The 14,460-nt window shown below is 46.6% G+C and carries 16 protein-coding genes; 15 read left to right on the top strand and 1 reads right to left on the bottom strand.

The genetic code is table 11. From position 1 onward, the window contains the following. Nucleotides 1-8: 8 nt before the first annotated feature. From AC2EXB_RS16065 to AC2EXB_RS16005, 13 genes are all read left to right on the top strand, one after another. On the top strand, nt 9-1,256 hold the full coding sequence (locus tag AC2EXB_RS16065) for an ABC transporter substrate-binding protein (RefSeq protein ID WP_483602320.1): 1,248 nt from the start codon (nt 9-11) through the stop codon (nt 1,254-1,256). After that, nucleotides 1,240-2,124: an ABC transporter permease gene (locus AC2EXB_RS16060; protein ID WP_483602319.1), complete on the top strand. Its 885-nt coding sequence runs from the start codon at nt 1,240-1,242 to the stop codon at nt 2,122-2,124. Before AC2EXB_RS16065 ends, AC2EXB_RS16060 begins: the two co-directional genes overlap by 17 nt. Then, the gene (locus tag AC2EXB_RS16055) at nt 2,124-2,951 is read left to right on the top strand and encodes an ABC transporter permease (protein WP_483602318.1); all 828 of its coding nucleotides are present in this window, start codon (nt 2,124-2,126) and stop codon (nt 2,949-2,951) included. Before AC2EXB_RS16060 ends, AC2EXB_RS16055 begins: the two co-directional genes overlap by 1 nt. Beyond that, nucleotides 2,948-4,027 carry an ABC transporter ATP-binding protein gene (locus AC2EXB_RS16050; RefSeq protein WP_483602317.1) on the top strand — a complete coding sequence of 360 codons (1,080 nt, stop codon included), beginning with the start codon at nt 2,948-2,950 and terminating at the stop codon, nt 4,025-4,027. The genes AC2EXB_RS16055 and AC2EXB_RS16050 overlap by 4 nt, the downstream gene beginning before the upstream one ends. An 84-nt stretch (nt 4,028-4,111) precedes the next feature. Continuing rightward, nucleotides 4,112-4,558 (top strand): GNAT family N-acetyltransferase, encoded by a 447-nt coding sequence (locus AC2EXB_RS16045; protein WP_483602316.1) that lies wholly within the window; start codon nt 4,112-4,114, stop codon nt 4,556-4,558. 33 nt (nt 4,559-4,591) lie between these two features. Further along, nucleotides 4,592-6,196: a gamma-glutamyltransferase family protein gene (locus AC2EXB_RS16040; RefSeq protein ID WP_483602315.1), complete on the top strand. Its 1,605-nt coding sequence runs from the start codon at nt 4,592-4,594 to the stop codon at nt 6,194-6,196. Nucleotides 6,197-6,237: 41 nt separating this feature from the next. After that, nucleotides 6,238-6,789: a chromate transporter gene (locus AC2EXB_RS16035; RefSeq protein ID WP_483604772.1), complete on the top strand. Its 552-nt coding sequence runs from the start codon at nt 6,238-6,240 to the stop codon at nt 6,787-6,789. Next, nucleotides 6,786-7,319: a chromate transporter gene (locus AC2EXB_RS16030; RefSeq protein WP_483602314.1), complete on the top strand. Its 534-nt coding sequence runs from the start codon at nt 6,786-6,788 to the stop codon at nt 7,317-7,319. The genes AC2EXB_RS16035 and AC2EXB_RS16030 overlap by 4 nt, the downstream gene beginning before the upstream one ends. A 172-nt stretch (nt 7,320-7,491) precedes the next feature. After that, nucleotides 7,492-7,974, top strand: a complete 483-nt coding sequence (locus AC2EXB_RS16025) for an RrF2 family transcriptional regulator (protein ID WP_235199330.1) — start codon at nt 7,492-7,494, stop codon at nt 7,972-7,974. Nucleotides 7,975-7,996: 22 nt separating this feature from the next. Then, entirely contained in the window at nt 7,997-8,221 is a 225-nt protein-coding gene (locus AC2EXB_RS16020) for a DUF896 domain-containing protein (RefSeq protein WP_235197232.1), read from the top strand. 28 nt (nt 8,222-8,249) lie between these two features. Continuing rightward, a complete protein-coding gene (gene hslO / locus AC2EXB_RS16015) occupies nt 8,250-9,128 on the top strand; it encodes an Hsp33 family molecular chaperone HslO (RefSeq protein WP_483602313.1) in 879 nt (292 codons plus the stop codon). A 166-nt stretch (nt 9,129-9,294) separates the two neighbouring features. After that, nucleotides 9,295-9,897: an alpha/beta hydrolase gene (locus tag AC2EXB_RS16010; protein WP_483602312.1), complete on the top strand. Its 603-nt coding sequence runs from the start codon at nt 9,295-9,297 to the stop codon at nt 9,895-9,897. A 54-nt stretch (nt 9,898-9,951) separates the two neighbouring features. After that, entirely contained in the window at nt 9,952-10,917 is a 966-nt protein-coding gene (locus tag AC2EXB_RS16005; RefSeq protein WP_483602311.1) for a glutaminase, read from the top strand. A gap of 22 nt (nt 10,918-10,939) precedes the next feature. Here AC2EXB_RS16005 and AC2EXB_RS16000 read toward each other — a convergent pair whose 3' ends face one another. Beyond that, on the bottom strand, nt 10,940-11,497 hold the full coding sequence (locus AC2EXB_RS16000) for a hypothetical protein (protein WP_483602310.1): 558 nt from the start codon (nt 11,495-11,497) through the stop codon (nt 10,940-10,942). A gap of 269 nt (nt 11,498-11,766) precedes the next feature. Here AC2EXB_RS16000 and AC2EXB_RS15995 point away from each other — a divergent pair, with 269 nt between their 5' ends. Together AC2EXB_RS15995 and AC2EXB_RS15990 are read left to right on the top strand one after the other, a co-directional pair. Next, the gene (locus tag AC2EXB_RS15995; RefSeq protein ID WP_483602309.1) at nt 11,767-13,014 is read left to right on the top strand and encodes a DUF2382 domain-containing protein; all 1,248 of its coding nucleotides are present in this window, start codon (nt 11,767-11,769) and stop codon (nt 13,012-13,014) included. A 170-nt stretch (nt 13,015-13,184) separates the two neighbouring features. Beyond that, nucleotides 13,185-14,408, top strand: a complete 1,224-nt coding sequence (locus AC2EXB_RS15990; protein WP_483601885.1) for an ISL3 family transposase — start codon at nt 13,185-13,187, stop codon at nt 14,406-14,408. Nucleotides 14,409-14,460 lie beyond the last annotated feature (52 nt).

The following is a 14,460-nucleotide window of genomic DNA, read 5'->3' as shown; positions in this document are numbered from 1 at the left end:
GTGGGAAGATGAGGAAGTTAGCATTGGCAGCAGCAGGGTTATTAGCGCTGGCTTTAGGGGCATGTTCAAACGAAGCAAATGATACGGCTGCAAACAAGACAGACAATTTGCTGGCTAGCGATTGGGAAACGATTGCGACAGAAGCTGGCGGGCAAGAAGTCAATATGTATATGTGGGGCGGAAACGAAAACATCAATCGTTATTTGGATGAATGGGTGGCTCCCCGTTTGCAGAAAGAATATGATGTGGAATTGCAGCGCGTACCAGTCAATGATGCCCAGGATTTTATCAACCAATTGGTGGATGAAAAATCAGCTGGAAAGAAACAAGGCAGCATCGACATCATTTGGATTAATGGAGAAAATTTCAAGGCAGCTAAAGACAATGAATTGCTGTGGGGAGATTTTGCTGGAAAATTGCCCAACTTCAATGAATACATAGATCCTGATGCACTTGAAGTGGCAGAGGATTTTGGAGAACCGGTAGAAGGTCTTGAAGCACCCTGGGGCAAAGCACAGTTTGTTTTTGTCCATGATGAAAAGAAAGCTGCCGAGCCGCCAAAATCCATGGATGAACTGGCAGAATGGGTCAAAGAGAATCCAGGCCAGTTTACATATCCAGCACTGCCAGACTTTACAGGCAGCGCATTTATTCGCCACGTGCTTTATGAAACAACTGGCGGATATGAGCAATACCAGCAGCCGGCAGCGGATATCGAAGATTTGGAACAGCGTTTAGCGCCAATGTGGCAATATTTGAATGAGATTGAACCTTATTTATGGCGGGAAGGCGAAACCTACCCCGAAAGCCTGGCGAAACTGGACCAATTGTATGCAAGCGGCGAAGTTTCGATGACCATGAGCTACGATCCGGCGCTTGCAGCAAGTGAAGTCATGAAAGGCCGATTCCCGGAATCGACCAAGACCTTCCTATTGGAAGGCGGGACTTTGGCAAACACCCATTTCCTATCGATTCCATTTAACTCTTCCGATAAAGCAGGAGCATTAGTGGCGATCAATGAAATGCTGTCTCCGGAAGCTCAGACTGCGAAACTGTCTCCAGAGAATTGGGGAGATCTGTCTGCGTTGGATTTCGAGAAGCTATCTGCCGAGCAGCAAAAGGCCATGAACGAAGTGGATTTTGGTACGGCGACTTTGCCGCTGGAAGAGTTGGAAGGGAATCGCTTGCCAGAATTATCCTCTGATTATATCGAAGTGATTGAAAAAGGGTGGATGGAAAATGTTGCGAAAGATTAAACCGTATCTTTTGCTCTTTCCCGCCATCATCACCATAGTCCTCCTGTTTTTTGGAGGGCTTTTTGACGGTTTTCTGAAAAGTTTAGGCTATTTTCCGGCGATTGGCGAAACCGAATTTTCACTGAAGGCCTATTCAAGTCTTCTTCAATCCGATGCATTTTGGGATTCCCTAATCGTCACCATTCGGATTGCCGCTCTTTCTGCTGCCATATCCGCGATTTTAGGGGCCATTGTGGCTGTGGCTCTCTTTATGATTCAGGAAACATCGAAATCAAGGGCACTTAACTTTTGGAATCGTTTGTTTCAATTGCCTTTGACCATCCCGCATCTAGTTGGGGGATACGTCATTGTCCTGTTGTTCATGCAAAGCGGTTTTTTGTCGAAAATCTTGGTGGCGATAGGTGTCATTGACCAAATCCCGGATTTTCCGGTGCTTGTCAATGATTCGTTTGGATGGGGGATCATATTGACTTATGCATGGAAAGAAGCGCCGTTTGTCGCTTTGATGGTATATCCGGTGCTAGCGAGAATTCATAAGCAATGGCGGGACGTTTCGCGCGTGTACGGGGCAAAAAATCGGGATTATATCCGTGAAATTGTTGTTCCTGCTATCCTGCCTGCTTGGACGGTAGCCGCCTTTATCGTGTTCGTCTTCACGTTTTCTGCATTTGAAGTGCCTTTTCTGTTAGGTGTCACTTATCCGAGCATGCTGCCGGTCTATTCCTATCAGCTCTATTCGAGCGGAACGTTAGCCGACCGGCCGGAAGCTTTGGCTGTTAATCTCGTTTTGGCGCTGCTCACTGTTCTATTAGGGCTCATCGCCTATTATTTCAGCAAGCGCTGGAACGTATTGAAGGGGTGGGAATGATGAAAAAAAATCACCTGCCCGCAAAAATATTCCTGTTTCTCTTCTTGCTCATGTTCATCTTTCTCCCATTTATTCCACTCGTTCTGACGAGTTTTTCCTATAATTGGATATGGCCAAACGTTTTGCCGGAATCCTTTAGTCTTAGTGCATGGGATTATGTGCTATTCGGCAATTCAAGCACTTGGCAAGCCATTGGCGTCAGTTTGCTGATCGCTTTTATCGTAACGGCGGTTAACATCATTCTCGCAGTGCCAGCGGCTAATGCGTTTGTGCGTTACCCGCTAAGAGGGAAATGGCTGTTTGAAGCGATTATTTTTGCGCCTATTGTTATCCCGCCTTTTGTAGCAGTCATGGGAATCCATTTAACATTTCTGCGTATAGGTCTGACCGAAACGATTTTTGGTGTGGTTCTTGCCCATATTTCGCCGACGCTTCCCTATGTTGTACGGGGTGCAATAACCAGCTACAGCACGTTATCAGTTGATTGGGAAAACCAAGCGAGAATGTTGGGGGCAGGCCCGTTTTCACGTTTTTATCATGTCGTGCTTCCGCATTTGATGCCAGGTATCGCTGCAGGAGCCAGTTTGAGCATTTTGATTTCCTTAAGCCAGTATTTGATCACTTTCATTATTGGCAGCGGCCAAGTGATGACTTTGCCAATCCTGCTATTTCCATTTATCAGCGGCGGGGATCCGGCGATTGCCTCTTCTTATTCCTTGCTTTTTGCAGGGATGGCCATTGTCGCCTTGCTGATCCTGGATTTGGCATTGAAAAGGTATTATAAGAAAAAACAGGCTGCTGCCGCCATTAAAGGAGTGAGGGAATGAACCAGCTGCGCATTACCCAGCTTGAAAAAAAGTTTAGAGAGAGGAAGAAAGAAGAGAACCCGGCATTTTCACTTAAACCGGTTCATTTAACGATAGAAGAAGGCGAATTCTTTTCGCTTTTAGGGCCATCCGGCTGCGGCAAAACGACGCTATTAAAATTGCTGGCAGGTTTGGAGCAGGCGGATAGCGGAGAAGTTTGGGTAGGCGAAGCAAATATAACAAATGTTCCTTCGGAAGCGCGGAACTTTGCAATGGTCTTTCAGCAGCCGCTATTGTTTCCGCATATGAATGTGGAAGACAATATTGCCTTCGGCTTGAAAATGAAAAGAGTGAAACGAGCTGAACGGATTGAACGGGCGCTTGAAATGCTCGGTCATGTCGGTTTAAAAGGCTACGGGAAACGTTTTCCGAATGAACTGAGCGGCGGCCAGCAACAAAGGGCAGCACTCGCAAGAGCTCTCGTATCGGACCCGCGCATCCTACTGATGGACGAACCATTCAGCGCCCTCGATCCGAGTCTTCGGGAAGAAATGCGGGACTTGCTCAGCCGCATCCATAAAGAATTTGGAACGACTATCATATTTGTTACGCATGACCGTGAAGAAGCTTTCCACCTTTCTGACCGAATCGGGGTGATGAGCGACGGGGAATTGCAGCAAGTAGCAGAGGCAAAGGAATTATACGAAAAACCGGCTAGCGCTCAAGTTGCAGCTTTTCTCGGCCTGAAAAACATCTTAAGAGGAAGCGTGGAAGCCGGCAATTTCATCGTGGAAAATAGCGGCTTGCAAGTGGCGATAGCGGGTCAAGGAGAATCTTCGATGATCCATTTGGTCATCCATCCTGAAAGGCTGCAACTTGCCACTGATTTAACGGTGCAGCCGACAATTGAGGAGATTTTCTTCGAAGGAACCGTAAAGCAATTGCGATTCAACCATGGATTTTATCTTTGCATCGTCCAAACAGAAAACATCGAGCTGGAATGTTCGATTTCCAGCAGGCAGGCAGAAGCAGTTTCCATTGGGGAAAAGGTGAAGCTAAGCGTCCATTTAAAAGACTTGCACTTCGTCAGCCAATAACGCTTCTGTTCTTTTTTCCTAATATTGCAATAAGTGCTTTATCCTCTTGATGCGAATGTTAAAATGAGTCATGGAGGTGGGGTTGTGATTTGTAAATTAAACCATCGCAATGAAGAAACTGCGGAAAATATCCAACGCATTCAACAGCCGGCCTACCTTGTCGAAGCCGAGCTGATGGGTTTTCACGGAATTCCGCAATTAACGGAATCAATTGAGGATATACAAAACAGCGGGGAAAGCTTTATTGGATTTAAAGAAGAGAAATTAAAAGGTTTTATATCATATGTGGATGAAGAAGATTTGATTGATATTTACCGTTTGGTCGTTCATCCCGATTCTTTCAGGCAAGGAATCGCGAAGAAACTGCTTGCAGATTTGTTGATGAGATATGGGGGGCGGAAGTTTATCGTCAGTACAGGGACAGCCAATGAGCCTGCCAAAAACCTTTACCGGTCTTTCGGTTTTATGGAACAAGACGAATTTGAAGTGTCGCCGGGCATTACGTGTACGAATTTCATGAAACAAAGCTGAAAACCATTGCATGCGAGAGGTGGAGAGATTTACATGGATTACTTACAGCATCCTTTTGATTCGAAACGAACGACCGTTTTTTCGAAAAAAGGCATGGTGGCAACTTCACAGCCGCTTGCTGCCCAAGCGGGGATTGAGATCATGCGAAATGGCGGCAATGCCATCGACGCGGCCATCGCAGCTGCCGCAGCATTAACGGTTGTCGAGCCTACATCAAACGGCATTGGCGGCGATGCATTTGCACTTGTATGGGTAAAAGATAAATTGCATGGTTTGAACAGTTCAGGGCCTGCCCCGAAGAATATTTCCATTAAAGCGGTCAAAAGCTTAGGGCACAAAGAAATGCCGGTTCATGGGATGATCCCGATTACCGTGCCAGGCGTGCCGGCAGCTTGGGCTGAACTGTCGAAAAAATTTGGCAAGCTTCCTTTTTCGGAGCTGTTTAAACCAGCGATCCGCTACGCGGAAGAAGGCTATCCGCTCACGCCAATTCTCGGCAAGTACTGGAAAGCGGCGTACGAATCTTTCAAAACTAAATTTACGGCAGAAGAATATCAGTCATGGTTTGATACATTTGCGCCTCAGGGAAAAGCTCCGGAAATTGGAGAGATGTGGTCATCTCCAGGACATGCGAAAACTTTGCGTGAAATTGCGGCAACGGAAAGCCGTTCATTTTATAGCGGCAAGCTTGCAGACCAAATAGATGCGTTCATGCAGAAGCATGGCGGTTTCTTGTCAAAAGAAGACCTTGCGGCATTTAAGCCTGAATGGGTAGCGCCTGTTTCTGCAAATTACCGGGGATATGACGTGTGGGAAATTCCACCGAATGGCCAAGGAATGGTGGCTTTGATGGCATTGAATATCTATAAAAATCTAAACAAGCCGAAATGGCAGTCAGCTGAAACGTACCATGAGCAAATTGAAGCGATGAAGCTGGCGTTTACGGACGGCAAGGAATTCATCACGGAACCGGAAGCGATGCCGGTGAGCGCGGAGCATTTATTATCAGAAGAATATGCAAAAAAACGGGCGGAAGCGATTGGGGAAACGGCGATTGATCCCGTACCTTATGAACTTCCGAAAGGCGGCACCGTTTATTTGTCTGCTGCGGATGAAGAAGGGAATATGATTTCATACATACAAAGCAATTATATGGGCTTTGGTTCAGGCATTGTCATTCCAGGAACCGGAATTGCTTTGCAGAACCGGGGGGCAGATTTTTCATTGGATGAACAGCGTCCAAATGCGCTGAAAGGCGGCAAACGGACTTTCCATACGATCATTCCCGGTTTCTTGACGAAAGATGGAAAAGCGGTCGGCCCATTCGGTGTGATGGGCGGCTACATGCAGCCGCAAGGCCATTTCCAAGTGGTGACGAATACGATAGATCATTTACTGAATCCGCAGGCGGCACTCGATATGCCGCGCTGGCAATGGTTGGGCGGAAAAACCATTTTGCTGGAACCGGCTTTCCCGAATTACTTGGCGCAAGAATTGAGCCGAAAAGGGCATGCCATCCAACTGGCTGTGGACAGCGGTTCGTTCGGGCGGGGACAGATCATCTGGCGAAATCCAGAGACGGGCGTATTGGCCGGCGGAACAGAAGCGCGGACAGATGGAGCGATAGCTGTTTGGTAAAGAAACAGAAAAATGAAAGCCGTCAAAACCAAACACCTCGTATGAAAAAAAATGCCGATATTTTCGCCGCTTTTTTCCGCGTCGGCATACTTGGCTTTGGCGGTGGGCCATCTTCCATTCCGCTTTTCCAACGGGAAGTGGTCGATAACTACCAGTGGATGGATAAGGATGAATTCGGTGATACGCTGGCTTTGTCAAATACGATGCCGGGGCCAATTGTGACAAAACTCGCAGGTTATGTCGGCTACCGGGTAAATGGATTGGTTGGCTGCCTGATCGCCATATTCGCTTCGGTCGTTCCGACTGTTTTATTGATGATTTTTTTGCTTGGGGTGCTTCAGCAATATAAAGATGTGGAATGGGTCAACAATATGTCCGCGGCAGTCGTCCCGGTTGTTGCGGTCATGCTTGGCGTCATGACTTGGGATTTCTTGAAAAAGTCCGGTGAAGCATTAGGTTGGGCGCGCGCCTTGCTGTTGGTCGTGTTCGCCGCAATCCTCATGGAAGTGCTGAATGTCCATCCGGCCATTCTCATCGTCGCTTTATTGGCCATCGTTCTGCTTCCGCGCAGCAAAGGAGGCGAGCGCAAATGATTTATTGGTCGATTTTCCTGGCTTTTTTCATTCCTGGAATCTTGGGATATGGAGGCGGTCCGTCATCCATTCCGCTTGTGGAGAAAGAAGTGGTCGATAATTACGGCTGGATGACCACTCAGGAATTCGGAGAAATGGTGGCGCTCGCCAATGCCTTGCCAGGGCCGATCGCTACAAAAATGGCCGGCTATATCGGCTATGCAGAAGGTGGAGTTCTCGGTTCTTTTGTGGCATTGTTCGCTTCCATCGCTCCTTCATTATTATTGATGATTGTGCTGATGGTTACGTTAATGAAGTACAAAGACTCGCCCAAAGTCAAAAATATTACGAAACTAATTCGGCCGGTCATTGCCGTCTTATTGGGGGCAATGACTTTACAGTTTGTGAACACTTCCATCGGGACAACAGGAGGGGTCCAAACGGTCATTTTAATTGTCATTAGCTACTGGATGCTGGAGATCCGGAAAATCCATCCGGCGTTTGTCATTCTTCTGGCGTTGGCATACGGCGCATTATCCAGTTTTATATGATTGTATGAGGACACCTGCATTTGTTGCAGGTGTTTTTTTCTATGGTTGATATAGCATTCGATAATCACACGTCTGTCTCCAAGTTCAATTGATTTACTTTCATTTTAAAATAAATTATTATGTGATAACGAGGATAATGATTGTCCGCGTTTAGAAAGCAGAGGTGATGAATGTGCATATGAAAACAGGCGTTGAGCAATCGGTTTATGCCGTTTTACTGCTGAACATGCTGCCGGATAAAGCCGTACTTCCGGGAGAAGCGATTAGTCAGCAGTTAAAAGCATCGCCCACGTATTTCCGAAAATTGCTTCGCAAACTGGTCAGTGCAGATGTCATTGCATCAGTGCCAGGCGTAAAAGGCGGATTCAAACTAAACAAACGACCGGAAGCTATCACGGTTTACGATATCTATCTTGCGATAGAAGGCCGGCAGTCGCTTTATTCATCCAGCGGCATTTTGGGTGATTTGCTGGAACTGGAAAAAGAGGAAAGCTGCTGCCTGTTGACGGATTTGATGGAAGAAGCGGAAGTGGCTTGGAAATCGGTCATGAAGCGGGAAACCATTTCGTCATTGGCGGAAAAGATGAACGAGCAGCAATTTCTGCTGAAAACAGAAGCTTTACAGCAATGGGTGCAAAGAAAAATGGTTGCCTAGAATTAGGGAAGGAGTGGATCAGGTGATTCCTCAATTGAAACGAATCAATGAATTATCAAAGAAATCCCGTGAAAGCGGGCTGACAAATGCTGAGAAAGTCGAGCAGCAAGTATTGCGGGAAGATTATCTGCGCGAAATCCGCGGGCAAGTTGAAAATACCGTAACCGGATTGACCGTGCTGGATCCGCTCGGAAACGATGTAACACCGGACAAAGTCCGCAAGGAAAAAGCAGCAAACTCCATTTAAATAAAAAAAAGAAAGTAAGTGAAAATAGATGAATGATTATTTAGTGAAAGCTTTAGCATACGATGGACAAGTGCGTGCTTATTCCGCACGTACGACCGAAACGGTAAGTGAAGCGCAGCGCCGCCATTATACGTGGCCAACCGCTTCAGCAGCACTGGGCCGTTCGATGACAGCGAGCGTCATGCTCGGTGCCATGATGAAAGGCGAAGAGAAATTGACGATCAAAATCAATGGCGGCGGCCCGCTCGGCACTATTTTAGTGGATGCAAATGCGAAAGGCGAAGTAAGAGGCTATGTTTCGAATCCGCAGACGCATTTTGATTTAAACGCGCAAGGGAAATTGGATGTCAGAAGAGCAGTCGGAACGGAAGGCACACTTTCGGTTTCCAAAGATGTCGGCTTATTGCAGCCATTCGTCGGTCAAGTGCCGATTGTTTCGGGTGAATTGGGCGAAGACTTTACGCATTATATTGTTACTTCTGAGCAGGTGCCTTCATCTGTAGGCGTAGGCGTTATCGTCAATCCTGATAACACAATCCAAGCTTCAGGCGGTTTTATCATTCAATTGATGCCGGGAACAAGTGAAACGATTATTACGGAAATCGAGAGCCGGCTCAGCAAAATTCCGACGATCTCCAACATGGTACGCCAAGGAATGACGCCTGAGGAAATCCTTTTTGAAGTATTGGGCCAAGACAATGTGAAAATCTTGGACGACATGCCTGTGAATTTCCAATGCCAATGTTCACGCGACCGGATTCATAATGCGATTATCAGCTTAGGGCCAGTTGAAATTCAGGACATGATTGAAACAGATGGCCAGGCAGAAGCGCAATGCCATTTCTGCAATGAAAACTATCTGTTCACAAAAGAAAACTTAGAAGCGATGCTCGAAACAGCCAAATAATTCTTTCAAACACCCGCAAAGCTTGCGGGTGTTTTTTCTGAACAGGAGCTTCTTATTGGGTTTATTCTTTCCTTATGATATAATTATCTCGAATTCGAGATAAGTTTAACTTAAAACAATTAGGGAAACAGACAAGTAAGGTGTCTGAAATAGGAGGATGATTTAGATGAAACATGTATTCCGTCAAGGATCCAGCACAAAAAAACCGACGTTTTTATTATTGCACGGCACCGGAGGCAACGAAAATGATTTATTGCCGCTTGCGAACCATATCGATCCAGAAGCTTCTGTACTCAGTGTACGAGGCAACGTTTCCGAAAATGGCATGCCGCGATTCTTCAAGCGTTTGGCTGAAGGCGTTTTTGATATGGAAGATTTGAAAGCGAGAACGGAAGAGCTCCACGAGTTTATCGGCAAAGCGGCCAAAGACCATGGCTTCGACCGAAAAAACGTCATCGCGATCGGCTATTCTAACGGTGCCAATATAGCGGCAAATTTGCTGTTTACTTATTCGGATGCATTAAAAGGGGCAATTCTCCATCACCCGATGGTTCCAAACCGTGAAACGGAATTACCGGATTTAACGGCTGTTCCTGTATTCATCTCAGCAGGGACCAATGATCCGATCTGCCCATCGGAAGAGTCTACCGATTTGGAACGTTTATTAAAGGATGCAGGGGCAGAAGTGCACCTGCACTGGGAAAACTACGGGCATCAACTGACGATGCCGGAAGTGGAAGCAGCGAAAGTTTGGTACGACCAATTATAGAAAAAAATCCCCTTGTGGAAACAAGGGGATTTTTAGAAGGCAAGGAGGCGTGACATGCAAAGAAACCCCCATATTCAGGAACAATTGGAAGCATGGATTGAAGAAAACAAAGGACATGCGATTTTAGGGACAACTGCGCAATACATCCCAGCGCTTGGGAAAGTTGATCCAAGCCGTCTAGGGATTTGTATGGTGGATGAAGACGGCCATTATTATTGTGCGGGGGATACGGATCAGGAGTTCACGCTGCAAAGCATTTCAAAAGCGTTATCGTTTATCGCAGTATGCTGCCATTACGGTTTGGAATTTGTACTAGAGCGGGTTGATGTTGAACCTACGGGTGAAGCATTCAATTCCATCATTCCTTTTGAAATCCACCGGCCGAATAAACCATTCAATCCATTCATCAATGCGGGTGCTATCACCGTATCTGCCTTGTTGCCAGGGCAAACCAGCCAAAAGAAATACGAATACTTACTGGAATTTCTGGAAAAGCTGGTGGGGCATCCGCTCGAAATGGACCGGGAAGTCTATGATTCCGAATGGAAGTCTTCACACCGCAATCGGGCACTCGCCTATTACTTGAAAGAGGCGAACTTCCTTGAAATCGAAGTGGAAGAAGCGCTCGATATTTATATCCGCCAATGCTCGATTAAGACAAGTACGCAAGATTTGGCCTTGATCGGGTTAATCATCGCATATGACGGATTTAATCCGATTACGAAAGAAAAGCATTTTTCAGATGAAATCGCTCAAGTGGCGAAAGTATTGATGGTGACGTGCGGCATGTACAATTCTTCCGGGAATTTTGCAGCCCATGTCGGCATTCCGGCAAAAAGCGGCGTTTCCGGAGGCATTTTGGCCGCTGTTCCGCCTAAACTCCATTCACAGACGTATGAGTTTCGCGCTGGAGCAGGCATCGGTGTTTACGGGCCAGCGATCGATGTCCAGGGAAATAGTGCCGCTGGAACAATGATGCTGCGCCAGATTTCAAAAGAGTGGGACTTGAGTATATTCTAAAAAACCCGTGAGCTGATAAAGCTCACGGGTTTTCATTTTTGGGGGCATAGGATAGCTCTTTTATCTGGAAGGCTAAGCTGCCGATATTCACGATGCCTTCGAATTTACGGGTTTTTCCCCAATCATAAAATTGAAATGTGACGGAGTGGCTGCTGACCGCTTTAATCGAAGGCGCAATGATATCGCCGCCGGTGTCTTGGTTTTCAATCACATGAGCAATCGCTTTGCTGATGCTTTGGCTGCGTTCGTCGTCATACCGGACCAAGGAAATTAAAGTGCCTTTGCCGGGCAAAATGTCCGGCGTTTCACGGTTAGCGGTCAAAGCCACCAAATCGCCTGGTTTTAACTGCTGCTGATCGAGCGGTGCTCCAGAAGTTTGTGTAAATCGGCTAGTTGGAACTACTTCAAAATAAGTGCCTTCAATCAAGATGGCTTGTTCAGCGGGGTGCTGCACAATATGTAGCGTAGAGTAATCCAGCTTCGGCGGAGTGATGCTTTCGGAAGCAACGGGTTCTGCAGAACAGCCGGAAACTAGTAGAAAACAACCAAATAATAATAGAGCCAGTCCTAAATTGCGCACACAATCCCCCCCTGCCATTATCTTTACTAATACAGACGTTTCAGAAAATGAAAAGTTACAGAAAAATGGAAAATAAATAGAAAGAATTTTGAAATTCATTATGTATTTTATTTTGAAATATTTTCTAAAGAATGATGCTTCAATGATTGTTAAAGTTTAGGCGAAATGGCTCATTCAGTTTCTTGCATGTTTGAGATGCCAAGGCACGGGTAAATCTTTTGTAAGCAAGATTTTTCAAGTTACACATACTGAAATTGGAGGAATCAAAAATGGCTAACAATAAGTTTATGGGAACTTTCGACAATGAAACAGAAGTGTTAAGAAAAATCGAGGAACTGAAAACGCAAGGCACGAGTGAAGATCACATGTACGTGATGGCACGTGACAAAGAGCAGATTTCCATGGTACGGGGCCGGACAGATGTCGATTACAAATCAACAGAAGGCAACTGGAAAGATAAATTCATGGGATTCTTATCCGGCAATGAACCTGTCCGCGAGGCATTTAACGGTTTAGGTGTGGACGGCGATGAAGCTGACCGCTATTACAACGAAGTACAGAACGGAAAAATCCTGCTATTTGTAGATAAGGAAATGGGCGATAATTATTCGCGCACATCTGAGAACTACACAGGCAGAGATGAAGGAAAGAGCACATTGGCAGGCGGATCGGTATACGGGGATCCTACTGTAGAAAACACTAGAGCTACTGGACATTCGGATTCAGGAATCGTTGCGCGTGACGGCTTGACTGTCGATACGAACGAAGCCAATGATATTGATTTTCATAGAGAACGGAATATGGTGGATTCAGACGATACTTCAGCTGCTTCAAGACTTGATGATGAGACCGCTGGTGTCGGACGGGATACCGGAACCGGATTTGGATTAGGTACGGGCAACACGGTCGACGATACGCCACGTCCAAGCCGGGATACAAATGATTTCACTGCGACTAATGAAGTGGATAGATCGGACCGATTCGACGATACGGACCGCACTGCTGGCGGTTTGACTGACCGAGACCGGACAACCGGTGGATTTACAGATACGGATCGTACGTCTAGTGGCTTAACAGACAATGATTTGAACCGCGACCATACGCATGATGAAGAAGAGCGCCTGCGTCTTCATGAAGAACGCTTGCATGTAAACAAAGACCGCGTGCAGACCGGTGAAGTGAATGTAGGGAAGCATGTAGTCGAAGATGAACAGACCATCGAAGTACCGGTTGAACGGGAGGAAGTTTACGTAGAGCGCCGTCCGGTAAATGAAGAAAGCACAGACGGCGGCTTGACTGGAGATGCTTACCAGGAAGGCGATAACATTCACATTCCAGTCACGGAAGAACGCGTCGATGTATCGAAAACTGATGTAGTGAGTGAAGAAATCGTCGTTGGAAAACGTAAAGTACAGGATACAGAGACGGTAAGCGAAACAGTTCGCCGTGAAGAAGCGGATATTGATGAAGATCATGATGTCGATGATTTAGGACGCAACCGAAAAGACCGCTTATAAGATTTTGTTGGACTGAACATGTACGGTGAGGCGGGGAACTATCCCCGTCTTTTTTATGGTTCTACACTAATTGTTGGGGTGTTGAAACAATTCGGCCCAAAAAAAGACACGCAATCTCCAAATTCTTTTATACTTGAAATGTCGAATAACAAGTAAAGAAGAGGAGATGCGTGCACTTGAATTTTACCATGAAATTTCCCGGATTAGAAGATGTGAAAATAACGAAAATGGAACAAGTGGAGGACCGTGTGGCGCTACATGTGGAGTTGGAGGTGGGGGCCCAAAGCTGTCCGCGCTGCCAGGAAAAGACCCGGCGTGTCCACGATTACCGCATCCAAAAGATTAAGCACCTGAAATGGTTTGAACGGCTGACCTACCTGTTTTACAAGAAAAGACGTTATGCTTGCGGGGCGTGTGGCAAGAAATTTGCCGAGAAGAATTCATTCATCGATCGCTATCAACGGTTCTCAAAAGAGTGGAACCAAGCGGTTCATGTGCGCAGCGTCAAGGCGAAAACGTTCAAGGAAGTGGCCGGACAATACGGCGCTTCCGCTTCGACCATCGTTCGGCGTTTCGATCTGGTGGCGCTCCAGGAAGTTACTGAAACCGCAAAATTACCGCGTGTGATCGCCATCGACGAATACAAAGGCGACACCCGTGAAGGAAAGTACCAACTGATTATCGCCGATGGCGAAACGAGAGAACCGATCGATATCCTGCCCAACCGGAAAAAAGAGACGATCAAACAGTATCTCCAACAGCACGGAGCTGCGGTGGAAATCGTCGTCATGGACATGAGCCATTCCTTTAAAGCCGCGGTCAAAAAAGCACTCGGCAAACCGGTGATCATCGCCGATCGCTTCCACTTCTGCCGGTACATTTACTGGGCGCTGGACGCGGTCCGCAGACGCGTGCAGAAAAGTTGGAACGACTATGACCGCAAAAAAGGCAAACGGATGCGCTACGTCTTTTACAAAAACAGTGAGAAGTTAACCGAAAAGGACCGTTGGTACTTGAAGCGGTATCTTGAAATGGATGAGGAGCTCAAACGAGCATACGAACTGAAGGAAGCGTATTGCACGTGGTTTCAGGCAAGCAAAAAAAGAGATCCCGAGGAAATCCTCAAGACCAAAGAAGCGTTGCTGGAATTTTATCGGCTGGTGGAACAAGCGGGCATTCCCGAGTTCCAGAAAGCCATGGGCACCTTCCGAAACTGGCAGACGGAAATCTTGAACAGCTTCTCGTTCAAGTATTCCAATGGTTTCTTGGAAGGCATCAATAACCTGACAAAAGTGATTAAGCGGAACGCGTTCGGCTTTCAGAATTTCGAACGCGCCCGCGCCAAAATACTACTGACACACAAGTATAAGAATATGGGAGTTCACGTTGGTTAGAGTGAGGAAGATTTCACCTCACCCCAACATTTGACGGAGAACCTTTTTTATT

It is taken from the genome of Planococcus alkaliphilus, from assembly GCF_057031095.1.
This window is presented reverse-complemented; position numbering and strand designations above follow the sequence as displayed.